Annotated in this window: 25 protein-coding genes; 3 read left to right on the forward strand and 22 right to left on the reverse strand. The window is 36.7% G+C overall.

Going from position 1 to position 24,584, the window contains the following annotated elements:
- Positions 1–238: 238 nt before the first annotated feature.
- Entirely contained in the window at positions 239–1,240 is a 1,002-nt protein-coding gene (locus AB1279_RS16485; RefSeq protein ID WP_429759932.1) for a DUF2515 domain-containing protein, read from the reverse strand.
- A 105-nt stretch (positions 1,241–1,345) separates the two neighbouring features.
- On the opposite strand from AB1279_RS16485, the gene recU reads away from it, so the two are divergent.
- Positions 1,346–1,948, forward strand: coding sequence for a Holliday junction resolvase RecU (gene recU, locus AB1279_RS16490; protein ID WP_429759934.1), 603 nt, complete (start codon positions 1,346–1,348; stop codon positions 1,946–1,948).
- A gap of 65 nt (positions 1,949–2,013) precedes the next feature.
- On the forward strand, positions 2,014–4,620 hold the full coding sequence (locus AB1279_RS16495; protein ID WP_429759935.1) for a PBP1A family penicillin-binding protein: 2,607 nt from the start codon (positions 2,014–2,016) through the stop codon (positions 4,618–4,620).
- Between the two features lie 44 nt (positions 4,621–4,664).
- Here the strand turns inward: AB1279_RS16495 and AB1279_RS16500 are convergent, their stop codons facing one another.
- From AB1279_RS16500 to AB1279_RS16580, 17 genes are all read right to left on the reverse strand, one after another.
- Positions 4,665–5,180 carry a YpoC family protein gene (locus AB1279_RS16500; protein ID WP_429759936.1) on the reverse strand — a complete coding sequence of 172 codons (516 nt, stop codon included), beginning with the start codon at positions 5,178–5,180 and terminating at the stop codon, positions 4,665–4,667.
- Positions 5,177–5,833, reverse strand: coding sequence for an endonuclease III (gene nth / locus AB1279_RS16505; RefSeq protein WP_429759938.1), 657 nt, complete (start codon positions 5,831–5,833; stop codon positions 5,177–5,179). The genes AB1279_RS16500 and nth overlap by 4 nt, the downstream gene beginning before the upstream one ends.
- Positions 5,834–5,848: 15 nt before the next feature.
- Positions 5,849–6,556, reverse strand: a complete 708-nt coding sequence (dnaD, locus tag AB1279_RS16510; RefSeq protein WP_429750895.1) for a DNA replication protein DnaD — start codon at positions 6,554–6,556, stop codon at positions 5,849–5,851.
- A gap of 144 nt (positions 6,557–6,700) precedes the next feature.
- Positions 6,701–7,885, reverse strand: a complete 1,185-nt coding sequence (locus tag AB1279_RS16515; protein WP_429759940.1) for a pyridoxal phosphate-dependent aminotransferase — start codon at positions 7,883–7,885, stop codon at positions 6,701–6,703.
- 18 nt (positions 7,886–7,903) lie between these two features.
- A complete protein-coding gene (locus tag AB1279_RS16520; RefSeq protein ID WP_429754342.1) occupies positions 7,904–8,380 on the reverse strand; it encodes a DUF5590 domain-containing protein in 477 nt (158 codons plus the stop codon).
- Between the two features lie 7 nt (positions 8,381–8,387).
- Positions 8,388–8,558 carry a YpmA family protein gene (locus tag AB1279_RS16525; protein ID WP_429750899.1) on the reverse strand — a complete coding sequence of 57 codons (171 nt, stop codon included), beginning with the start codon at positions 8,556–8,558 and terminating at the stop codon, positions 8,388–8,390.
- A gap of 389 nt (positions 8,559–8,947) precedes the next feature.
- Positions 8,948–11,737 carry an ATP-dependent DNA helicase DinG gene (dinG, locus tag AB1279_RS16530; protein WP_429759941.1) on the reverse strand — a complete coding sequence of 930 codons (2,790 nt, stop codon included), beginning with the start codon at positions 11,735–11,737 and terminating at the stop codon, positions 8,948–8,950.
- 161 nt (positions 11,738–11,898) lie between these two features.
- Positions 11,899–12,282, reverse strand: a complete 384-nt coding sequence (gene panD / locus AB1279_RS16535; RefSeq protein WP_098309382.1) for an aspartate 1-decarboxylase — start codon at positions 12,280–12,282, stop codon at positions 11,899–11,901.
- A gap of 12 nt (positions 12,283–12,294) precedes the next feature.
- Positions 12,295–13,143 carry a pantoate--beta-alanine ligase gene (gene panC / locus AB1279_RS16540; protein ID WP_429759943.1) on the reverse strand — a complete coding sequence of 283 codons (849 nt, stop codon included), beginning with the start codon at positions 13,141–13,143 and terminating at the stop codon, positions 12,295–12,297.
- Complete coding sequence (gene panB / locus AB1279_RS16545) at positions 13,143–13,979, reverse strand: 3-methyl-2-oxobutanoate hydroxymethyltransferase (RefSeq protein WP_336482827.1); 837 nt, start codon at positions 13,977–13,979, stop codon at positions 13,143–13,145. Before panB ends, panC begins: the two co-directional genes overlap by 1 nt.
- 491 nt (positions 13,980–14,470) lie before the next feature.
- Complete coding sequence (locus tag AB1279_RS16550; RefSeq protein WP_429759944.1) at positions 14,471–15,451, reverse strand: biotin--[acetyl-CoA-carboxylase] ligase; 981 nt, start codon at positions 15,449–15,451, stop codon at positions 14,471–14,473.
- Positions 15,436–16,629, reverse strand: coding sequence for a CCA tRNA nucleotidyltransferase (locus AB1279_RS16555; RefSeq protein WP_429759945.1), 1,194 nt, complete (start codon positions 16,627–16,629; stop codon positions 15,436–15,438). Before AB1279_RS16555 ends, AB1279_RS16550 begins: the two co-directional genes overlap by 16 nt.
- Positions 16,616–17,761 carry an N-acetyl-alpha-D-glucosaminyl L-malate synthase BshA gene (bshA, locus tag AB1279_RS16560; RefSeq protein WP_429759946.1) on the reverse strand — a complete coding sequence of 382 codons (1,146 nt, stop codon included), beginning with the start codon at positions 17,759–17,761 and terminating at the stop codon, positions 16,616–16,618. The genes AB1279_RS16555 and bshA overlap by 14 nt, the downstream gene beginning before the upstream one ends.
- Positions 17,758–18,462 carry a bacillithiol biosynthesis deacetylase BshB1 gene (gene bshB1, locus AB1279_RS16565; protein ID WP_429759947.1) on the reverse strand — a complete coding sequence of 235 codons (705 nt, stop codon included), beginning with the start codon at positions 18,460–18,462 and terminating at the stop codon, positions 17,758–17,760. The genes bshA and bshB1 overlap by 4 nt, the downstream gene beginning before the upstream one ends.
- Positions 18,463–18,472: 10 nt before the next feature.
- Positions 18,473–18,868, reverse strand: coding sequence for a methylglyoxal synthase (gene mgsA / locus AB1279_RS16570; RefSeq protein WP_336482820.1), 396 nt, complete (start codon positions 18,866–18,868; stop codon positions 18,473–18,475).
- Between the two features lie 14 nt (positions 18,869–18,882).
- Complete coding sequence (gene dapB, locus AB1279_RS16575; protein WP_429750915.1) at positions 18,883–19,683, reverse strand: 4-hydroxy-tetrahydrodipicolinate reductase; 801 nt, start codon at positions 19,681–19,683, stop codon at positions 18,883–18,885.
- Positions 19,680–20,024, reverse strand: a complete 345-nt coding sequence (locus AB1279_RS16580) for a nucleotide pyrophosphohydrolase (protein ID WP_377881249.1) — start codon at positions 20,022–20,024, stop codon at positions 19,680–19,682. Before AB1279_RS16580 ends, dapB begins: the two co-directional genes overlap by 4 nt.
- Positions 20,025–20,294: 270 nt before the next feature.
- Between AB1279_RS16580 and AB1279_RS16585 the strand changes: the two genes are divergently transcribed.
- Positions 20,295–21,176 (forward strand): YitT family protein, encoded by an 882-nt coding sequence (locus tag AB1279_RS16585; protein ID WP_429750917.1) that lies wholly within the window; start codon positions 20,295–20,297, stop codon positions 21,174–21,176.
- 113 nt (positions 21,177–21,289) lie between these two features.
- On the opposite strand, the gene AB1279_RS16590 is transcribed toward AB1279_RS16585, so the two are convergent.
- The 4 genes from AB1279_RS16590 to AB1279_RS16605 all read right to left on the reverse strand — a co-directional run bounded on the left by AB1279_RS16590 (position 21,290) and on the right by AB1279_RS16605 (position 24,569).
- A complete protein-coding gene (locus tag AB1279_RS16590) occupies positions 21,290–21,922 on the reverse strand; it encodes a uracil-DNA glycosylase (RefSeq protein ID WP_429759949.1) in 633 nt (210 codons plus the stop codon).
- Positions 21,923–22,212: 290 nt separating this feature from the next.
- Complete coding sequence (locus tag AB1279_RS16595) at positions 22,213–22,896, reverse strand: zinc metallopeptidase (RefSeq protein WP_336482815.1); 684 nt, start codon at positions 22,894–22,896, stop codon at positions 22,213–22,215.
- A 120-nt stretch (positions 22,897–23,016) separates the two neighbouring features.
- A complete protein-coding gene (gene ypjB / locus AB1279_RS16600) occupies positions 23,017–23,799 on the reverse strand; it encodes a sporulation protein YpjB (RefSeq protein ID WP_429759951.1) in 783 nt (260 codons plus the stop codon).
- A 71-nt stretch (positions 23,800–23,870) separates the two neighbouring features.
- Positions 23,871–24,569, reverse strand: coding sequence for a TIGR01906 family membrane protein (locus AB1279_RS16605; protein ID WP_429759953.1), 699 nt, complete (start codon positions 24,567–24,569; stop codon positions 23,871–23,873).
- Between the last annotated feature and the right edge of the window lie 15 nt (positions 24,570–24,584).

The raw sequence follows: 24,584 nt of genomic DNA on the forward strand, positions 1-24,584 counted from the left end.
GGTTTTCTTCCATGAAAAGTTAGTTGAACCAATCGGGCTCTTACGGTTGGTTTGATTCCCTTCCCGCTCTCACTTCTTACCAACCGTTTGAGCGGGGTAAAGTGAAACTTCTTTTCATGGAAACGGTTTTCTTCCATGAAAAGTTAGTTGTGCCAATCGGGTTTTTACAGCTAGTTTAATCTTCTTCCCGCTTTCATGAAGCGGGATTTTTTTATTATATCATGAATACTGAATTCTGTTAAAAAAGGATGTTGAGTGAAGCAAACAAGTGTAATTGCTTCTGTTTGTGTAAAAACCATTCTGTAATATCAATGTTTATTTTCGGTTCTTCAAACAAAAACAATTCCTCTATATTCACTCCTGAATGAAACCAATCTTTCTCTGCATCACGATGATGTGAGATGACAGAAAATACATCACGAAGCTGAGGAGTATCTTGCTCCTTAAAAGTAGAGAAGTATTGTTCATAATCTAACCTCGACCCTGTATGAACTGTTTGAGAGGAAAATGTATAAAACGAATCCTTATAAGTTGGATGAAACAATAACCATGCTAATCGTTTCCCTAGCTCAATTCTCTTTATTAGAGTTTCAAACTGACGTACAGAGAAACCATATAAATTCCCATTAACTGTTGGAAATATCACTGCACTAAAATGAAATAATTCTTGAAATTTGAATAATAATGTTTGAAATACATGCTTTTGATAAAAAGGATGTTCGATTACCGGCTTTTGAATGATATGTTGTTCATTAATTATGAGCGCTGTCATAAGTCGATCCTCATTTTTTTGATTCCAAAAATAATTCCATTCCACTTCCATAAATATGGAAACAGAAAATATTTGTAACAAATGAAACAACGGTTTTTGCATTTGTTTACTATATTCATACAATAACAGCTGGGGATATGCATCTAAAAAAATAAGCCAATTTGCACGTTCATATGTAAGATATAACTGTTTACGTATCTCCTTGGATAAAACTTTTGGATAATATTTTCCTTCTAAATCTGTCATATTCCAGCCTGCATTACGAGATATCATACTGGCTAAAAATGACCAACGAATTTCTTTATTGTGTTCATAATATTCTTTATAAGCATGCGTGCGCGAAATGTTATCAACATTAGCAAGAATAGTTTGTTGCTCAATACGATGCACGAGTTCTTTCTCTTCTTTTGTATAGGAAGTAACTTGCCTTTTTTGTCTTATTTTTTCATATTCACTTTGTGCAAACACAATACTTTCACCCCTTCTCTATATTCAAAAAAATCGCCTATTTTTCATTTTTTTTGATATAATCACCTTTGTAAGTGATTCTATGCAAGTTGGAGTGTACAATCTATGACCATTCGTTACCCAAACGGAAGAAAGTATAATGAAACGCAGCAAACTCATAATGCTCCTACAAGAAAACATACTTATAGTAATAGAGGTATGTCACTTGAAGAGGAACTAAACGAAACAAATCAGTACTATTTAACGCACAATATTGCTTGTGTTCATAAAAAACCCACCCCTCTTCAAATTGTAAAAGTCGATTATCCAAAACGAAGCGCTGCTGTAATTAAAGAAGCGTACTTTAAACAACCTTCTACAACCGATTACAACGGTGTATACAAAGGCAAATACATTGACTTTGAAGCGAAAGAAACTAAAAATAAAACAAGCTTTCCATTACAAAACTTCCACCTTCATCAAATTAAACATATGAAGCAAGTATTAGCTCATAATGGGATTGCATTTGTTATTATTAAATTTACACTTTATGATGAATTTTATTTATTAGAAGCAAAACATGTCATTACATTTTGGAATCGACAAGAAGCTGGTGGACGTAAATCAATTACAAAACAAGAAGTGGAAGAGTATGGATACTTATTACCGTGCGGTTATCACCCCCGCATTGATTATATTCATACACTAGACACACTTTATTTTTCGTGATAGAGTCAACAATAAGGCTCATTTTTCGACTTTTGGGGAGGAAATGAAAGGTAGGAGAAAGTATAATGTCAGAAAATTATCGTTCTCGTGAAGAACGAAAACAAGCTAAAAAACAGAAGCCAGAACATCCTAAAAAAGAGAAACCAAAGAAAAAAGGTTCTTTTCTACGTAAATTTTTAATCACTTGCTTATTAGTAGGCATCGTGACACTAGTAGCTGGGGTTTCTGCTTTCTTTATTATGGTAAAGGATGCTCCAAAATTAGATAAAGCAAAACTTGAAATTCCATTATCAACAAAATTTTATGATAAAGACGGCAATTTCATATATGAATATGGCGCTGAAAAGCGAACGAAAATCACATATGATCAAGTTCCAAAAGTAGTAGAAAATGCCTTCCTAGCTACAGAAGATTCACGTTTTTATGAGCACCATGGAATTGATTATAGACGTACTGCAAAAGCGATTTTCTTAAATGTAACTGGGGATTTCGGTTCTCAAGGTGGTAGTACAATTACACAACAAGTTGTTAAAAACTATTTCCTGACAATGCAAAAAACTACAAAACGTAAAGTACAAGAATGGTATTTAGCTTACAAGTTAGAACAGCAATATTCAAAACATGAAATTCTAGAAATGTACCTAAACAAAATTAACTTAGGTAACCGTTCTTATGGTATTGCAACAGCTGCAAAAAATTATTATGGAAAAGAATTAAAAGATTTAACATTACCTGAGGCAGCGATGCTTGCAGGATTACCACAAGGTCCTAGTATTTATGATCCGACAAAGCCAGAAAACGTGAAGGCTGCAACAGAACGACGCGACACAGTATTATATTTAATGAACAGACATGGCTATATTACGAAGCAACAAATGGAAGATGCGAAGAAAGTTCCAGTAACGGAAGGTCTTCAGCCGTCTCAAGAAGCAACACAAATGCCATATCAAGGATTCTTAGATGCTGCAGTAAAAGAAATCGAATCACAAATTAAAGATGTCAACATTGGTTCTGATGGTCTTTCTATTTACACAACATTAGATCCAAAAGCACAGAACTATGCAGATAAAATAATGAATACAGAAGACGTTATTAACTATCCAAATGACAAATTCCAAGGTGCATTTGTATTTATGGATACAGAATCAGGTGAAGTTCGTGCAATCGGTAGCGGACGCGGCGAAGATAAAGCAACATTTAAAGGACATAACATGGCTGTTGACTTACAGCGCCAAGTGGGTTCTACAATGAAGCCAATTTTTGATTACGGTCCTGCTGTTGAATACAACCAATGGTCGACATATCATCAAATTGACGATTCACCGTTTAAATATTCAACAGGCCAAGAGGTTCGAAATTTTGATAACGACCACAAAGGTCCAATGTCAATGCGTGATGCATTAGCACAATCACGCAACGTACCTGCTGTAAAAACTGCTAAAGAAGTTGGTTTAAATAAAGCACAATCTTTTGCTGAAGGACTTGGTATGACATTTGGACAAGATGGTGTACATGAATCAACAGCAATCGGAAGTAACTCTTCATCTCCTCTTGATCTTGCTGGTGCGTATGCATCATTCGGAAGTGGCGGTGTATATCATAAACCACACTTCGTAACAAAAGTTGTATATCCTGATGGAAAAGAAGTGAACTTTACACCAAAAGGAAAACGAGTAATGAAAGATTACACAGCATATATGATTACAGATATGCTTCGTAGTGTTGTAGATTCTGGTACTGGTAAAGCAGCAAATGTTCCATCATTAGACGTTGCTGGTAAAACAGGAACAACAAACTTTGATGACAAAGTATTACGAAAATATGGCATTCCATCCACAGCAAACCGTGATAGTTGGTTCGCTGGCTATACACCACAATATACAATGGCTGTATGGACTGGGTACGATAAAGATGGTCCAGACAATTTTATTGCTAATCACTCACCATCAGCTACTATCGCACAACGTATGTTTAAAGCGATGATGAGTGAATTTGGAAGTGATAAATCTCGTTTTGAAATGCCAAGCAGTGTAGAACGAGTAGGTAATGAACTTTACGTTAAAGGTGCTAAAAAGGATGATGTTCCAAAAATTAACGTAGATGCACCAACTGGAATGAATCCGTCATATGATGCTGCTACCCAAACTATATCATTAAGCTGGGCTGCTTCATCTGATTCAGACGTATCCTATGCTGTAAGCTATAAAGGTAGTGACGGTTCTAGCGGTAGTGCAAAAGTAAGCGGCACAAGTGCAACCATTAGCGGTGTAAAACCTGGTGTTACGTATACCATCTCTCTTGTTGCGAAAAAAGGTGGCAGCTCGAGTGATGCAGCAATTGCGACGGTAACAGTGCCTGGTGGTGATGATTCTCAGAAAAAAGCTGATGAAGAAGCTGCTAAGAAAAAGGCTGAGGATGACGCTAAGAAAAAAGCCGAAGAAGATGCTGCTAAGAAGGCTGAACAAGATAAACAAAATCAAAATCAAAATCAAGACCAAAACCAAAATAACGGAACGACCCCACCAGGTGGAGGAACTACCCCACCACCAGGCGGAGGAACGACCCCACCAAGTGGAGGAACTACCCCACCAAGTGGAGGAACCACACCGGGTGAAGGAAATCACCCGAATCCACCAGCAGACGGTGGAAATCCAAATAAACCGACTCATTAATAATGATAACAAGTTACAAACGAATAAAAAAGAAGCCATCTTCTCTACAGAGAAGATGGCTTCTTTTGCATAATAAGTACTCTAACATATAACTTTTCCATTTCTTCATATAACTGTGTCAGTTGAATAAAAGAATGATAATGATCCGGCTGTTTCATAATAAATAAAAAACGCTCCATAAAGTTAACTGGCTTATTTTCTAGCCTTTCTATTTGTTCATTCATATCCTGTAAACTGACAACAGACGTTCCGTTCATCCAGTGTAAACTGGATAAAAGATGTCCTGCAAAACGGACCATGGGATCTTTTGCTTCTTTTTTGTTTCGATTTCGAAATAGTATAGAAATCTCCTCTTTTTGTTCTTTCCATAAGCTTAATACAGTAGAAACACTCTTTTCTATCTCATTCCACGGCTTATATCGCTGATCGATATCAAAGAAAAAGCATGTCTCTTTTAAAAGCTCCCCAAACGATTTCTCTGCATTGTATTTAATAACAGTCTCTTCTTCAAAGAAAGGACTACGCCGAAAATCATTTGGTATTTCAAGTACTTGCTTCATTCCTTCTCCTTCTCTCTCATACGTTTCTTACCTTCACGACATAGCTCTAACAACCTGCATTCTTCGCACTGAGGACGCTGCGCCTTGCAATGATAACGTCCAAAGAAAATCATACGATGGTGTGTTACACCCCACTCTTCCATCGGTACCTTCTTCATTAAAGTCTTCTCTACTTCTAATACAGAATCTTTCCATTTGCAAAAGGCAAGTCGTTTACTAACGCGCTCTACATGCGTATCAACAGCAATAGCCGGAATACCAAATGCAACAGAGACAACAACATTTGCAGTTTTTCGCCCTACACCTGGTAGCTTCGTTAACTCGTCTCTATCTTGCGGCACCTCTCCATTATATTCATCAATAAGCATACGGCATAGTTTTTGAATATTTTTCGCTTTATTTCGATACAAACCAATAGAGCGAATATCTTGTTGTAATTCTTCTAAAGGCACGCTTAAATAATCTTCTGGTGTTTTATATTTTTGAAATAAATTTTTTGTTACTTTATTTACAAGAACATCTGTACACTGCGCAGATAGTGCTACTGCAATAACAAGTTCAAATGCGTTGTCATGATTAAGTTCACAATGTGCTTCTGGATACATTTCTCCCATTACATCAAGGCAATGTCTAATTTGTGTTTTGTTTAGCATTTTTTCCTCCTACCATTATTGCTCTAGCCAATTATAAAACGGTACTTTTCCTGTATACTTCGTTTCTTGACGTGATACTTGCTGATTTCGTTGCTGATTTTCTCTAAATTTACGTCCTTGGTTCTGCGCTTGATCAAGTGTTTTAATTCCGTTCTTCTTCCACTCAAACAATATGCGATCGATATAACGAAAGTTCAACTTTCCGCTCATAACAGCCTCGCGAAGAGCAGCTTGAATTAAAAGTGAATCATGTTGATCCTGATCTTGCCACATTGCTAACGTCTCGCACTCAAATGGAGATAATGGTCTTCCAAATTCATGCTCAAACACCGTATATAAATTTATTTGTAATTGTTTTTGTTCCCGCTCTTCTTCTTCAATATTCTCACTCATTAAAAAGTGTAATATCTTTTCCCAAAGAGGCTGTAATGAGTAGCTTTCGCAAATCATCGCTGCAGATTTACGGCTTCCTTCTAACGCTAAAAAACCTTTATGAATTAATGCTTGAATAATCTCCATACACTTTGTTTGTGTAATGGTCATTCGCTCTGCAATTTCTCCTGGTGTTGGGAAAGAATTTCCCGATTCTAAAAATGTATGGACATGCAATAGTACCATAAACTCTACTTCATTCAAACCGAGTTTTTTATAGTGCATCATTAATAATTTTGGAATCGCAATGCTGCCTTGTTCAAACCACTCTAACATGATTTTCTTCTTCATAATCAAACACCTCGCTTTCTAGTATAACACACCTCTTCACATTTCTTTTTGGCACAATTCGTCAAAAAAACCTCCCTATATGAAAGGGAGGTACGATTTGAACTGTCTAAGGCAATTGCAAAGATAGAAATAAAAGAGCTACTCTTATTTCATTTTGTTTTTCATAAATGTATCAATACGTTCTAACGCTTTCTCTAATTGTTCAAGTGAAGTTGCGTATGATAAACGAACGTTATTTGGTGCTCCGAATCCTGTTCCTGGAATGAGGGCAACTTTTTCTTCTTCTAATAATCCTTTTGCCCATTCATCAACTGTTTCAAAACCAGCTAAGGCTACTGCTTCTTTCACATTCGGGAACAGATAGAACGCTCCTTGCGGTTTAATGCAAGTGAACCCAGGAATTTGAATCAGTTTCTCATAAACGATATTTAATCGCTCTTCAAATGCGCTGCGCATCATTTCTACAGGTTGTTGATCTCCAGCATAAGCAGCAATCGCTCCATACTGCGCAATTGAAGTAGGGTTTGATGTACTATGACTCGCTAAGTTCGTCATCGCTTTAATAAGTTCTTTATTACCTGCTGCGTAGCCAATGCGCCATCCTGTCATTGAATGCGATTTTGATACACCGTTAATAATAAGAGTCTGTTCTTTTAATTCATCAGAAATCTCAGCAATTGATGTATACACCGCATCGCCATAAATTAATTTCTCATAAATTTCATCAGAAACAATTAAAATGTCATGCTCTAAGCATACTTGTCCAAGCTGCTGCAACTCTTCTTTGCTATAAATCATCCCTGTTGGGTTGCTAGGCGAGTTAATAATTACGGCTTTCGTTTTTTCTGTAATCACTTGACGCAATTGCTCTGGTGTGATTTTATAATTATTTTCTTCTAACCCCTCTACATATACTGGTTCACCACCCGCAAGCTTTACTTGCTCTGGATAACTTACCCAATACGGAGTTGGAATAATAACTTCATCACCTTCATCAAGTAATACTTGAAACAGCGTATATAAAGCATGCTTTGCACCGTTACATACAATAACTTGAGATGGTTCATAAGATATGCCTTGGTCACGCTCAAACTTTTTGATAATTTCTTGTTTCAGCGTAGCTAATCCACCTGTTGGTGTATATTTTGTATAACCTTCTAACATTGCTTTATGAGCAGCATCCATAATATGCTCTGGCGTATTAAAGTCAGGCTCTCCTGCTCCTAATGCTATCACATCATGTCCTTCTGCTTTTAACGCTTGTGCCTTTGCTGTAATTTCTAACGTTGTAGATGGTGTTAGAGCAGCTACTCGCTTTGCTAATTTCATCCTGAGTTCCCCCTGCACTTATTTTTCAATGCTGTATCGTTTTAAAAACTTACCATCTTCGAATGCGAGATAGTAGTAAGTATAACGATTTTCATCATCAATATATGTAATTTCCCATAATGGAACATTGTTTTCGGCGCCTAATTTTGCTTTTACAAATTGCTTTGGCTTTCGCTCCTTAGCAACAATTTGCAATGCATCTTTTTCAGAAATACCTTCACTTGCTTTTCGCATCAGAATATCTCCTTTTTTCTCAGGCACCCAAACGATATATTGTTCTCCTTTTTCATTCACACCTTGTACAACTTCATATGGAGCTTGACCGTTATAATAATCGACTTTTGTTACTTTTGTAAGTTTTGCTTTTTCTTTTGCAACCTCAACTGTTTTCGATTCTTTCGGAACTTTTTTCTCCATCGTTGTATTATAAATGTGTACCCCATATAAAACAACAGCAACGATTACAATAAAAATTGTTAAAATCCACTTTTTCATTGTATCACTACGTTCTGTAAATCGTAAATATTGCTGTCTCTTTTTCTTTTTCATCTAATGCTAATCCGAACATCAGATCTTTTTCTTTTAATGTTCGATTTAAGCTATCAACAATCTTGTATAAATCAGACGTGTATTCAAGACGCGTCGTTGATAGTACTTCAATTTTCTTCTCCATAAAAACTCCTCCGTTACACAAAATTTCTAATCATAGAAGAACGCATTGCGGTTACAATAAGAGTACATTCTTTATAAACCCTGCTTCATCACCCATCTATTATAGCAGGACATGTTCTTCAAAAAAAGGTTTGAAGTCGAAAACCATCGTATTTCGATACTTAATGTAAGAAAAAATAAAATTTCCTCCTACCCACATGTAACGCCTGAAGCAAATTTGCTTCAGGCGTTAGTTTTTATCCCGTATTAACGGGCAGTAAGGCCCTTCCTCAAAATTTCGAGAAACAAAACAAGAGAGATAAGGGATAACAGCTAACATGCGCCCAACTAGTAATAGTTTTCCATTAGTAAGGAATGAAGAATCCCTTTCATGATGGAAGTCTCACTTTACTATTCCATTCTTTCGATTAAATCCTCTAATGGTCCTTCGTACAATGGAATGCTCGGAATAGATTGAATAAATCGTTTCCCATAAAAAGATGCAGTGAGACGACGATCTAACACAAATACTGTTCCTGTATCCGTCGTTGTACGAATAAGGCGTCCAAAACCTTGTTTAAAACGAAGGATTGCTTGTGGCAAAGCAAGCTTTGTAAATGAATCTTCTCCTTTTTCTTTGAGCCGTTCACTTTTCGCTTGCATCATTGGCTGATGCGGTGATGTGAACGGGAGACGAACAATTACAAGACAGCTTAACGCATCTCCTGGTATGTCAATTCCTTCCCAAAAACTGCTTGTTCCTAATAAAATGGATTTTTCAAACTCCTGAAACTTTCGAATCATTCGGGTACGGCTGCGATTATGAACACTTTGTGTTAATAAAAGAAATTCTTCCAGTGCCTCTTCCTTTTTTAATACTTCAAATGTCTGCTTTAACATTTCATATGATGTAAATAAAACAAGCATCCGACCATTTGTAGCTTTAGCAATCTTCATAATATGTTCAGACACTGCTCTTACATACTCTTCTTCAGTTACATGTTTAATATGCGGAACATCTGTTGAAACCATTAATTTTACTTGCTCTTCATAATGAAATGGTGATGGAATTGTTAATGTATTCGGTGTAAAATCCACTAATCCAAGCTCTTCTTCTATATAATCAAACGTATCATCTACAGTTAAAGTAGCTGAAGTAAAAATAACGCTTCGTTTACGTGTTAAAAATTGATCTGCAAATAAATCACTTATATCAACTGGCTGTGCATACAGGATAGTCGAATGAATTGTTCCTTTCGTTTCTGCTTCCATCCATGTCACATAACTCGTATCTTCTAAAATAAGTTTCCGTAAAGAATGGGTCATCTTAGAAAGTACCTCTATAAGATGTACAAACTCCCCCGTAATCATATGCGTTTCCCATTCACTTTGCTTCTGCAGCATCTCACCTTGTTTTTCTAATAACATCAGCAATATGCCTAGCTGATGCACAAAACGGTCCGTTAATTCAACAATACTGCGCCAAAGCTTTCCTCTTTCTTTATTTACATTATAACGGTACATAAGCGGCATATTTCCAGGCGCGTCTTCTTGCTTTGTTTTTTGAAATATAAATGTACGGAGCATTTGGAATAGCTCATCTGCGTCAAACTTAATTTCTTTCAGCGTACGATTAATCATTTGAAATGTAGAACGAACAGCAATTTTCGACTGCTTCATCATATCGTACACTTTAGCTAACACATCAGATGTTTCTAACGTACCAAAACGCGATAAAATAAGTTGAAAATACATACAAGAAAATTGCTCTCCTAACGCTCTACTTGCCGTTTCTTCCAAATGATGAGCTTCATCAAAAATAATATGTTCACATGATGCAAGTAATGATTCTTCACTCACGAAATCTTGGAACAATAAAGTATGATTTGTGATTACAACATCAGCAAATAATGCTTTATTTTTTGCACGCTGATAAAAACAACGGCTAAACCACACACTTTTCATGCCATTTGGACTATGAGCATCACTACAAATACGCTCCCATAATAACTTTCCTCCAGCTGGAATATTTAACTCATCTCGATCTCCTGATTCTGTATCAAGAAGCCATACTAAAATTTTCGCTTTCGTTAATGCATCATCGTAATGATTGTCCACTTCGCCCAATGCATGCTCAAATTTATGTAAACACAAATAATGCTTCCTTCCTTTTAACATCGCTACTTCAAACGGGAACGGAAGTATTTTTTTCAACAATGGGATTTCTTTTGCTAAAATTTGTTGTTGCAACTGCACAGTTTGTGTACTAATGACTACCGGCTGTTCTTTTTCTTTCGCATAAAAAATACTAGGCAGTAAATACGCTAATGTTTTCCCTGTACCTGTTCCCGCTTCAATTAACGAAAATCGAGAGTCTCTAAGCGCTTCGTAAACTTCATTTATCATCATCTGCTGCCCGTCTCTTTTTTCAAAAAACGGTATTACTTCAGCTAAACGCTGCATCGCTTCCGTTAAAAAAGAAGAAAAATCAGTAATTTTCTCCACGCCAATTTGCAATGCATAATTGCGTTTGCAGAGAGCAAAATTTCGATATATATCATATTTTTCCGCATCGTCTGTTCCATGTATCATCTTATTCAAAATACATGCAGACATAATGTCTCCAATGTTACTTTGGAACATATCGCTTAATTCATATAACGATTGCAATGTAACGAGTGGTAAACTTTCCATTTTAGCAAGCAATTGTAAAAATATCTCTGCTGTTACCATTGCATCACTATCAGCACGATGAGGCTGATCATGATCAAAGCCATATCTTTTTGCTAAATCACGTAATTTATAACTATCAGCTGTCGGCAATAAAATATGTGCCAGTTCAACTGTATCAATTTTCGGGCATGTTACTTCTAGGAATCCCGCTTGCCGTAGTTCTTCTTGTAAAAAGTTCCAATCAAAATGAACATTATGTGCAACAAAGTACGCACCTTGTAATAGTTCAATAATCATCGGCGCTACATCTCTGAATAACGGAGCTTTCTTCACAAGTGTTTCATCAATTCCCGTTAATTCTGTAATAAATGGGGGAATGTCCCGTTCAGGGTTTACAAAAGAAGAGAAAATTTCAAGAATTTCTCCATCTTCTACAACAACTGCTGCAATTTGAGTAATTTTATCTTTCCCATCTTTCCAGGCATTCCCTGTCGTTTCTAAATCGACTACGACATAACGCTTACTCATCTATGACACCTCAATTTCTTACCTTTCAAACAACAAAATTTCTATAGTGTTACTATACCACGTTTTTACTCATCTTAATGGAAAGATACGAAAAATGAAATGATTTTGCTTTCGCATAAGAAAAGCTATCCCTTTCACACAGAGATAGCTTTTCTTATACATTATAAAATTGTGCCTGCTTTTTCCGCTCCAAGCATTTCCACAATTTGATTATTGTCATCTAAAACAGCAATTTTCGGAACATGTGTTAGTACTTTTTCTTCTGAAACTAATCCGTAGCAAATGATAATGACTTTATCGCCGGGCTGAACGAGTCGAGCAGCTGCACCGTTTAAACAAATTACCCCTGTGCCGCGTTCTCCTTTTATAACATATGTTTCTAAACGAGCACCGTTATTATTGTTTACAATTTGCACTTTTTCATTTTCAACAATACCAACTGCATCCATTAAATCCTCATCAATTGTAATACTTCCTACATAATTTAAATTTGCTTCCGTTACCGTACCTCGGTGTAACTTCGCTCTCATCATTGTGCGAAACATAGTTGCTCCTCCTTATTCAACCGTAAATGTAATATTATCAATTAATCGTGCATTTTCAAACTTTACAGCTATCGCAATAATCATACGTCCGCTTATTTTCTCAACCTCAGTTAAATTCGGATACGTATATAGATCAGCATAGTCGACAATACCATGTGTGTTCGTTTCAATATATTCTTTAATGAAGTTCGTAATATTTTTTGGATTACGCTCCCCTTCAGCAACTCGTTCTTTCGCCATGTATAAGCTTTTATATAAATGCGGTGCTTCTTGGCGTTCTCTCTCTGATAAATAAATGTTGCGAGAACTACGTGCTAAGCCATCTTCTTCACGTACAATCTCAACCGGCACAATTGTCACAGGAATATTATAGTCACCCACAAATCCTTCGATAACTGCTACTTGCTGTGCATCTTTCATACCAAAATACGCACGATTTGGCATTGTAATATTGAAAAGCTTCATCAATACTGTTACAACTCCAGCAAAATGACCTGGTCGCTGCTTTCCGCACAAAACATCCGTACGCTTCACAACTTCAACATTCGTTGTCCGATCCGTTGGATACATTTCTTCGACACTTGGATAAAATAAATAATCCACTTCTACTTCACGCGCTAATCGCTCATCACGTTCAATATCACGCGGGTAGCGATCTAAATCTTCATTCGGTCCAAACTGCAATGGATTTACAAATATACTTAACATAACAATATCATTTTCTTTTTTCGCTTGTCTCAGTAACGTTAAATGTCCTTCATGCAAATAGCCCATCGTTGGAACGAACCCAACTTTTTTCCCGCTTGCACGAAGCTCTCCTGCGATTTGCTGCATCTCTTGCACTGTCGTAATAATATGCATTATTGTTTTCCTCCGTATAACGCTAAGCATTCTTCTTCTTTCATCGTAAACGAATGTTCTTTCTCTGGAAATTGTCTTTCCTTTACTTCATGAACATATTGCCCAATACCTCTTACTATTTCTTCTTGCACAGATGTGTACTGCTTCACAAATTTCGGAACGCGGTTTACACCATACGTAATAAGATCGTGATAGACAAGAACTTGACCATCCGTTCCATTACCAGCGCCAATACCGATAGTTGGAATCGACAATTGTTTTGTTACAAGTTCCGCTAATTGCATCGGTACACACTCTAATACAAGCGCAATTGCTCCCGCCTCTTCGCATTTTTTGGCGTCTTCTAACAATTTCTTTGCACTTTCCGCATCTTTTCCTTGCACTTTATAGCCACCTAGCACACCGACAGATTGCGGTGTTAAGCCAAGATGGGCTACAACTGGAATGCCTGCATTCGTAAGGAAACGAATGATTGATACAACTTCATCTGCTCCTTCAACTTTTACTGCATGCGCACCGCTTTCTTGCACAATACGACGTGCGTTATGCATAGTTTCTTGCAGTGAAACATGATAAGACATAAATGGCATATCTGTTACAACAAATGTATTTTTCGCGCCGCGGCGCACTGCTTTCGTATGATGAATCATATCATCAACTGTTACTGGAATTGTTGAGTCGTAGCCGAGCACAACCATGCCAAGCGAGTCACCAACTAAAATCATGTCAACTTCTGCTTCCTCAGCAAACTTTGCTGAGGGATAGTCATATGCAGTTACCATCGCAATCGGCTCACTTTGTTCTTTCATTTTCAAAAAATCCGTTACAGTTTTCAAAAACTTCTCCTCCTTTACCTGGAGAGAGGAGATGGCCGGATGAAAAAACATATAAAAAACCCTTCTGGCCATAAAAAGGCAGAAGGGTAGTATCATTCGGCAAAATTCATCCCTCTGTCCCAGTCCTATTTTGGATCAAGGCAGAATCCACATTTTTATTTTGATTTTCCTAAACAGCGGTGCAGTTCACATTGATACTGCCCATATTCGACCTTATTATAACAAATAGCAAAACATAATTGCTATACTTTTCTAAAAAAGAAAATCATTTTTCACATACAATAGCCCTTTGCTTCTTTTTAACATACTTCCAAAAGAATTCCCCTTCCTCAAGGAATGAGAAGGGTCAAGCCCAATGAGTAGGGAAGGGATGAATTTTAGTTGGCGTAAGCCAAAGGAATGAAAAAGGAATTTCCTCAAATGAGACAGAAATTATAGAAACCTTATCCCGCATTAACGGGCAGTTATGCCTCACTGACGGAAGTTTCACTTTATTTCACTTCAATATCAGCGGAATGAATATGATGTACGATTCCTTCATGATCTTCAAGTATAAGGACACCATCAGCCGTAATTCCTTTTGCAATTCCCGTAATTGTATTTGTCATTGTACGCGCTGTAATTTCTTTTCCAATACTCACAGCGTAACTTTCCCACAAAAGCTTAATAACTGAAAAACCACGATCTAAATACTCTTTATATAGCTTTTCCATTTGTAAGAAAATTTGCTGCATAAGTTCAGCTCGTACAATCGTTTTTTCGGCTTCGAGTGCTAAGGAAGTAGCAGTATGCTGGATATCTTCCGCAAAATGCTCTTGTTTTTGATTAACATTAATGCCAATTCCAATAATAACAGCATTAATTTTATCAGGATCTGCTTGCATTTCTGTTAAAATGCCAACTACTTTCTTCCCATTAATTAAAATATCATTCGGCCATTTAATGCCAACGGAAAGATTTGTGCATTTTTCAATTGCCTGCGCTACGCTAACAGCAGCTAACAATGTTAATTGCGGTGCTTGATGAATCGGAACTGTTGGGCGTAAAATAATGCTCATCCAAATTCCTGTCCCTTTTGGTGAGTACCACTTTCTGCTTAATCGGCCACGACCTGCTGTTTGCTCCTCTGCAACAACAACGGTTCCTTCAGCTGCTCCTTCATAAGCAAGACGAGCTGCGATTTGCTGTGTAGATGTTACCGACTCTTCAAAGTATACCGTTCTGCCTAAAAACTCTGTTTGTAAACCGAGCTGAATTTCATTTGCTGTTACTTTGTCTGGTTTACTTGCAATGCGATAACCTAGGCGTCGTACAGCCTCTAGCTCATATCCTTCTTCCCTAAGGAATTCCATATGTTTCCACACAGCTGTTCTTGAGCATCCTAGTTTCTCGCTAATCGTTTGTCCCGATAGAAATTCACCATTAGCTTCAGAAAAGATTTGCAATAACTGTTTTCTTATAGTAGATTGCATCTATGCATCCACTCCTTTATACACTCTTTCTCATTTTTTAATCGTCCGTATACGACTTCTTCTTCAATTTTTTGCAGTGCATTCGCAACCCACGGTCCTGCCTGTTCCTTTGACCATGATAATAAATCGTTGCCACTTACTTGCAATTGCTGCCGATTATGAATTGGTAAATCTTCATATACCTTTTCTACACTCTCAACATTCGAATTTAAATATGTATTCATGATAGCTTCGTATACACGCTCTGCCGTAAGAGCAATATCTTTCCCAGCTTTATATAATAAAAACTCATTCCAACCGTGTTTTTCTCGTGCCCTCACATATAATAAAACGGATACAATATCTTTTATTTTTTTATTTGAAAATTTCCATTGTCTTAAAAAAACAGATGGGTGTTCTTCCCTCATACAATATAAAAAGAACGCCCACGCCTCAGTATCATTTTTGAAAAAACTCCAATCATACTCTGCTGCGTTTGAAATAAAATCTCCGCACATTTGTAAATAAGGCAAGTGCTCATATAATTTCGTTTCTACTAGCAGCTGAAGTGCTTTTGCGCAATATGCACCGGTAAGTAGCTTTTCAAATTCAACTGTAATTCTTTCAATTGCGATATGTTCAAGTAAATGTCCATACTTTATAATAGCTTGTTTTGTTTCTTCTTCTAAAGTAAATCCAAGTGTACTAACAAAGCGAATACCGCGCATCATACGAAGAGCATCTTCTTGAAAACGATCTGCTGCATTCCCTACAGTTGCAATTTCCTTTTTAGCAATGGCTTCTTGTCCACCAAATAAATCAACGATTTCTCCGGTTTCCGTCATAGCAATTGCATTCATTGTAAAATCACGACGTTGCAAATCTTCGTCTAGCGAACGAACAAATTGTACACTGCCCGGATGACGAAAATCTTCGTAGTCTCCCTCTGTTCGAAATGTCGTTACTTCATACGGAATATCTTCTTGTACAACAATGACCGTACCGTGTTCAATTCCAACAGGTACGTGGCGCGGGAATAGACGCATTACCTCTTCTGGCAAAGCAGATGTTGCAATATCGATATCACCAATTGGTCTTCCAATTATATAATCGCGCACGCTCCCACCTACAAAATACGCTTCAAAGCCATTTTGCGTTAACGTATTAATAATTGGAACCGCTCGTTTAAATCGTTTCATATTTGTCATCCCTTAATATGTCATAATAAATCGCTTCATATTGTGAAACAATCTTTTCTGAGCCAAATTGTTCATACGCCACTTGCATGGAACGCTTGGCCATTTTAGCATGTAATGTATCATCTTGAAGAAGCTGGATTGCTTGCTGTGCAGCTCCCTCTACATCTCCTAGTTCACATATATATCCCGTTTCTCCGTGTTCAATAACTTCAGGAATGCCACCAATACGCGTACCAATACAAGGGACACCACACGCCATTGCTTCAAGCAATACAAGTCCAAAACTTTCTTTCTCTGATAACAGCATCATCACATCACTCATTGCCAGAAGCTCAGCTACATTATCTTGCTTTCCTAAAAATAAAACATGATCTTCAATTCCTAAATGTTTCACGAGCTGCACAATCGTACAAAATTCAGGACCATCGCCAACAAGCAATAGTTTTACTTTTGCTTGTTTTACAATGAGAGCGAATGATTGTACCACATCCTGAACACGCTTTACTTTTCGAAAGTTCGAAATATGAATTAATACTTTTTCTTCTTTTTGTATACCGTATTCTTTTCTTAACTGGGACATATCCCTTTGAAAGTACACGCGTTCATCAATAAAATTATAAACCGTTTTAATTTCTTTTTGCGTGTTTACTAATTCATATGTTTCTTCAATAAGTGAATGAGATACAGCCGTCACAACATCTGATTGTTCAATTCCAAACCGAATTAGATTATTTAAGGAAGGATCCGATCCTAATACAGTAATGTCTGTTCCATGTAATGTTGTTACAATTTTAATGTTTTCGCCAATCATTTGCTTTGCCAAATATGCGCAAATCGCATGCGGAATTGCATAATGTACATGCAGTATATCTAACTTTTCTCTTTGCGCTACTTCTGCCATTTTACTCGCTAGCGCCAAGTCATACGGCGGGTATTGAAAGACAGAATATTGATTAACTGTTACTTCATGAAAATAAATGTTCGGATATACTTTATTTAAACGAAACGGCAATCCTGACGTAATAAAATGAATTTCATGCCCGCGTTCTGCTAACAACTTTCCTAATTCCGTTCCAACCACTCCAGAACCGCCAACAGAAGGATAACAAGTAATCCCTATTTTTAATTTCATTTTACTCCTCCTATTAAATCTTCATCTAATAGAAGTGGCCTTTTGCTCATAAATCCTTCTGCATATGTCACGCCAACTTCTTTTCCAAACATTTTTTCACGCGCTACAACCGTTTCTACATACCCTTCTGTCAACGGAGTTATTACACCGTTTTCTCCTTTTGTAAATTGACTTTCATATGCTTCTAACGCAGCAATCTTATCAGAAATATATGAACTAATATCAATACAAAAATCCGGTTTATGAAAGCCATTAATCATGTAAAAATAGAGTGATTGTACGCGATGAGGCGGAATTTCCGGCATATATTTACGAATTCCCGCTGAAAAGATGGCTTCTTCTACAAGTTTTGCACAATTTGCATGATCTGGATGACGATCCTCATAAAATGGTACGAAGACAAGCTTCGGTTTATGCGTACGAATAATTTTCACAATCTCTTGGATATACTCTTCTTTCATATATAAGCCGCGGTCTGGCATCGCTAGATTCATGCGCTTCTGTACGCCAAGCCTTCTAGCTGCCTCTATCGCTTCCTGCTTTCTCAGCTCTACCGTTCCATTAGAAGAAAGATCTGCCTCTGTTAAATCACAAATTCCAACTTCATACCCTTGTTTCGTATATTTCGCGATTGTACCCGCCATACCAATTTCAACGTCATCGGCATGGGCACCAAAAGCTAATATATGTAATCCGTTCATATCGTTCCCCTCATTTTCGTAGCTTTCGATAATCTAAATCGCCCCGCTCTAATGCATGCATTAAAAGCTCCGCACTTGCCATATTCGTTGCAAGTGGAATTGAGTATACATCACATAAGCGAAGAAGCGCATTCACATCCGGTTCATGTGGCTGCGACGTTAATGGATCACGGAAGAAGATCACCATATCCAAGTCATTTTTTGCAATCATTGCACCAATTTCTTGATCGCCCCCAAGCGGACCAGATTGATATCTTGTCACAGACATACCTGTCGCCTCCATAATTCGAAGACCTGTTGTTCCTGTTGCAAATAACATATGTTTCTCTAAAATAGGTTGGTATGCATACACAAACGAGACCATATCATTTTTCTTTTTATCATGGGCAATTAAGGCAATCTTCATCTTTATTTTCCCCTTTAGTCAATAATATTTTCTAAACCATATACGAGATGATCTAATTGCATGACTGTTTCAATAGAAAGTTTTACTCCTGACATAAATGATGCACGGTTAAAAGAATCGTGACGAATCGTTAACATTTGTCCATCCCCGCCAAATAGTACTTCCTGATGTGCAATCAATCCTGGTAACCGTACGCTATGAATATGAATACCATCAACATTTGCACCGCGTGCACCTTCTAGTTGTTCTGTTTCATTTGGATGCCCTTGTTGTTTCGGTTCACGATTTTGACGAATTAAATCTACGGTCTTCACAGCCGTACCAGAAGGAGCATCTAATTTTTGATCATGATGCAATTCAATGACTTCAACATCTTGGAAATATTTCGCTGCCATTTGAGAGAACTTCATCATTAAAACAGCTCCAACTGCAAAGTTTGGTGCAATAATTGTACCAACTTGTTTCTCTTTCGCTGTTTCTGTTAATTTTTGCAGCTCTTCTTCTGTAAAACCTGTTGTTCCGATAACAGAACAAATGCCTCGCTCTACCGCAAGTGTTACGTGTTTCTTTCCGATTTCTGGTGTTGTTAAATCAAGCAAAACATCTGCTTCCACTTCATCTAAACAAGTATGTAAATCCGCATAAATTGGAGCATCTATATTAGGTAATCCAGCAATTTCAGAAACTTTCTTACCACCATGTTTGTAATCAATAGCAGCAACTAATTTGAAATGTGGTGTTCTCTCCATAAGAAGTACTGCTTCTTGCCCCATACGTCCTCGTGGCCCTGCAATAATTACTTTAATCTCATTCATTCCTTCTTCTCTCCCTCTTCAATACGTGTCCAGCGATCTTTATCACGTGTATTAAATTTTTCCATAACTATATTATGAGCTGTTTCTAAATCAATGTTTAAGCTATTTGCCATGCAAATCATAACAAATAACACATCCCCAAGCTCTTCTTCAACTGTACGTTCTTTTTCTGTGCTTTTCTTAGGCTTTTCACCATAATAATGATTAATTTCCCTCGCAAGCTCTCCCATCTCTTCTGTTAAACGAGCCAGCATAGCAAGCGGACTAAAATATCCTTCTTTAAATTGACTAATATATGCATCTACTTCCTTTTGCATATCTTTCATTGTTTTTTGTTCCATGTTATTCACCTCTAATCCTTCATTTATCATGTTAGCCAATTCATGACGATTTGACAAATATTATCGCATGTCATCGCTTATTTGCCACGTTTTTGACGATACACTATGAAAACTCCCGTTCTACTTCGGATCTTGAAGTGGTAGTTTCCTATGTGTCACTTTTACTAGATGCTTAACACGCGTGAAGTTTTCTTGCCAATTTTTCAATAAATTACGTATACTATCCTTAAGAACAAGGTAAGGTCATGACTACATACTAGGGGGATTTGCATGAAATTAAACTTAAAAATCAAAAATATTCTTTTTATTCTGATTGGTTCTGCTATTTTCTCATTTGGCATCGTTAATATTAATATTGAAAACCATTTAGCAGAAGGTGGTTTTACTGGAATTACACTACTTCTTTATTTCCTATTTTCACTAGACCCATCCTATACAAACTTAATCTTAAATATACCAATCTTTTTTATCGGTTGGAAAATGCTTGGTCGTACGACATTTTTATATACATTAATAGGGACATTTAGTGTTTCGTTATTTCTCTGGATTTTTCAGCGTTATGATGTATTTAATTTACATTTAAACTTACAAAATGATATGATGTTAGCCGCTTTGTTTGCTGGCTTATTTATTGGTGTTGGGTTAGGAATTATTTTCAAGTATGGCGGCACAACAGGTGGAGTCGATATTATTGCACGGCTAGCTCATAAATATATCGGCTGGAGCATGGGGAAAACTATGTTTATGTTTGATGCCGTCGTCATTACCTTATCAATCCTTACATATTTATCTTACCAACAAGGAATGTATACATTAGTTGCCGTTTTTATCGGAGCAAAGGTCATTGATTTTATGCAAGAAGGAGCATACGCTGCTAAAGGAGCAACAATTATATCTGAGAAAAATGATGAAATTGCTGCACAAATTTTATCAGAAATGGATCGTGGAGCAACTTTCTTAAAAGGAATGGGTACATACACAAAAATTGAACGAAATGTTTTATATTGCGTTGTTGCTAAAAATGAAATTGTAAAACTTAAAAGTATTATCACATCTGTTGATCCACACGCTTTCGTTGCTGTAAGTGATGTGCATGATGTTGTTGGCGAAGGATTTACGCTCGATGAAAATAAAAATCCCCTGCATAATTAACTATACAGGTTCTTCAAAAATAACGAACTTTCTTTCTAAACACAAAACTAGAAAAGTTATCGAATCCAATAACTTTTCTAGTTTTTTTATGATTACCTGTAGAAAAAAAGCTATTATATATACTTCCTCAACTTTTCTAAATCCTCATGGATCAAATCCAATAAACTCCGATTATAAAAAATTGATGCAGGATGAAAAGTTGGGAAAATTGTATAAGCTTTTTCTGTCCAAGTATAAGTTGCGTCATTAGGATCTGCTAGTCGCCGAACAGGTTGCGTAAACACTTGACCGTGCATCTCTGATACTTTTTTGTCTGAACCAGCTAAACGTTTGAGCGCAATGTTTCCTAGTGTAACAATAATAGGTGCATGAATATGCTCAATTTCATAATCCAAAATTGGAGCGTGTGCAAGTATCTCCTGCTGATTCGGCGTACGATTATATTTGCGCTTCACTATTTCTCCACTTCGCTCTCGTTTCTCTCCCCATTTATACGGCCGACTACGTACCGCACTAGTAATGTATACTTCTTCTCTTGTCACATCAACCCTCTTTAGAAAATCCATGAGCTGATTACCAGCTCTTCCGCTAAAAGGTATCCCATTATGAATTTCTGTTTCGCCCGGCGCTTCTCCTACAAGCATCATTTTTGGATTTTGTGGTCCTTGTCCATATACAAAACCTTCAACAGGATAAGGGGCCATTCTCTCTTTCGCTTGCTTCACTAATAACTCTGGAAATTCCATATTTATCACCTCTGCTTGTTACACTTTTATCCCGTTACTTTAGGGCAGTAAGACTCCCACATCAAGATTCTGAGAAAACAAAGAAGATAGGTGGGAGATAACTGCTGGCATGCGCCCGATTGGTGAGAGCTTTCCATCAGTGGGGGATAAAAAGAGCTGCTGCTCAATAATAAACAGCTAACTCTTCATTTATTCTTACACAAACTTCTCACATTACATACGTTTATAAAAGACATAACAGGCACTTCGATAATTATGACAATAAAAAAGACTATCAAAACTGATAGTCTTTAATCATCATTCCGTTGCATACCTGTATAAATTAATAAAAGACGAAGCAGTTCAAATACTGCAACTGCCGCTGCTGCAACATACGTAAGCGCTGCTGCATTTAATACTTTACGAGCTTGGCCATATTCGTCCGTTGATACAATTCTTAGCGCTTCAATTTGCTTCATTGCACGTTTTGATGCATCAAATTCAACCGGAAGTGTAATAAGTTGGAATAACACACCCGCTGCCATTAAGATAATTCCTAATAACAATAAATTTGACATACGTGCAAACATACCAATCATAATAAAAATCCACGACATATTTGAACCAAAATTTGCAACAGGAACAAGCGAATGACGGAAACGCATAAAGCCATAATCTTTTGCATCTTGAATCGCATGCCCAACTTCGTGCGCGGCTACCGCTGTCCCAGCAACAGAATGCCCATAGTAATTGTCTGTGGATAAGCGAACTGTTTTCGATGTTGGATCATAGTGGTCAGATAAATGCCCTGGTGTTTCTTCTACCGCAACATTGTACAAGCCATTCTCATCTAAAATTCTACGAGCCACTTCCGCACCTGTCATACCAGAAGTTGAATACACTTGAGAGTATTTACTATATGCGCTTCGTACTCGAGACTGTGCATACAACGGTATGATCATGATGATAGCGAAGTAAATTAAGTAAAAACCCATCATGAACCTCCAATAAAGTTATGTCATATAGTAATAACCATTCTATTTTCTTCCTGTAACATTGTCAATAAAGAAACCTTACAACATAGCTTCTTTATTTCACTTCATTTAAAAACAATCTTATCTATTTTTCGAATGCATTGTATTTTTTTGTTTTTCTTTTTCCCCTTTATACTTTCTCCAACCAACATACGTTAATGTAAAAATAATAATGCCTCCTGTTACAGTCATAAACCATATAAGCGAAGAATCTACCTCATCCCTTTTCGCCATGCGAAAAATTTTATTTAAATCATCTTTTATAATTTTCACTTGTGTTTGACCACTCTTATTTTGGATCATCATATAACGAAATTCATCTAAGTACGACAAATGAGAATTCATGCGCTGTAATTGTTCTTCCGGCAAGGCAATCATTAAACTTGGATAAATAATATCAAATTCATGCAAAAATACATTTAACGACTGTTGAAAATGTTCATGTTCTTCTTTTTGCATTGTGTTTTCGACCTGCTTAAATGCACTCATCACATTTTCTTCTCGTTCCATCCAAAGCGGCTGATATTTCGATACTTCTGCATCTAATGCGAGACGAAGTGCTAGCACATCATCTATCTTTATTTGTTTACTCGTTCCTTTTTCCTCTAGTGACTGCAATGCTTTATCATAAGCAAGCGAAATAACACGAATATGCTCAGGCGCTACTTTCTTTGTTTGATTGACCGTTAAAAATTGTTGTGAAAAATCCGTTAATATTTGCGCTGCTTTATCGTATTCCTCTTGTTTTACAAATTGCAACGAGTCATCCAATAATCCATTTAACTCATTCCAATTAGCTGCATATATGCGAACAGGAAACAATATAAACATAAACGTTATGATTCCAGCTAATACTCTTTTCATTCTTGTCCCCCCTATAGCTTCTAATACACTATATGAATTGGTGGACAAGAATAGACCTTGAACCTATCAAGTTACTTTTCTGATGAAGCGTTACGACTTACTACATGCATCCCTCTCTTTTTCATAAAAAAACGATAGAGAAAATAACAACAAGCACTCCCAAACAAAATAAGTAATAAAATTATACAAGCAGCATGCATAAAGAATTGTTCCGGCAACATAAGGATAATAGGATCAGTATCTGGATCAAACAACCAATAATCATTTTGAAAAAGAAGTTTATGAAAGAATACGAAACTCTTTTCAAAATTGATTGCTATCGGGAGTATTAATGCAATTGGAAATACAATTGTAAAAATCGCTGCATACAACAAAAACTTTTCCTTTTGTTTTCGTAAAAGATAGACTCCCCCGATAAATGATATACCCATACTTATATACATCGCATATTGAATAAAAACAATGATATTTTTTACATCAACAAAATGAATTCGTCCTCTCTCAGACATGTCTAATGTTGGAAAATGTAATGGCTTATCATAAAAAGGGGAAAGATAGGTAATAAGTGCATCATAGTTTTGAATAATTGCCTCTTTTGTCATATTTGCCATTTGAGGAATATTTAACATGTCAATTTCTATATAATAAATCTCTTTCCCGTATACAACACATAAAACTGCGATTGAAAAAATACAAAAAGCGATACAAAAAGGAACAAGACATAATAAGAATCCATTCCAAATTTTTGAATATATACTATGTGAATTCATCCATCTTCCCCATTC

The sequence above is a fragment of the Bacillus sp. S14(2024) genome (assembly GCF_050473785.1).
Lineage (GTDB): Bacteria > Bacillota > Bacilli > Bacillales > Bacillaceae_G > Bacillus_A > Bacillus_A yunxiaonensis.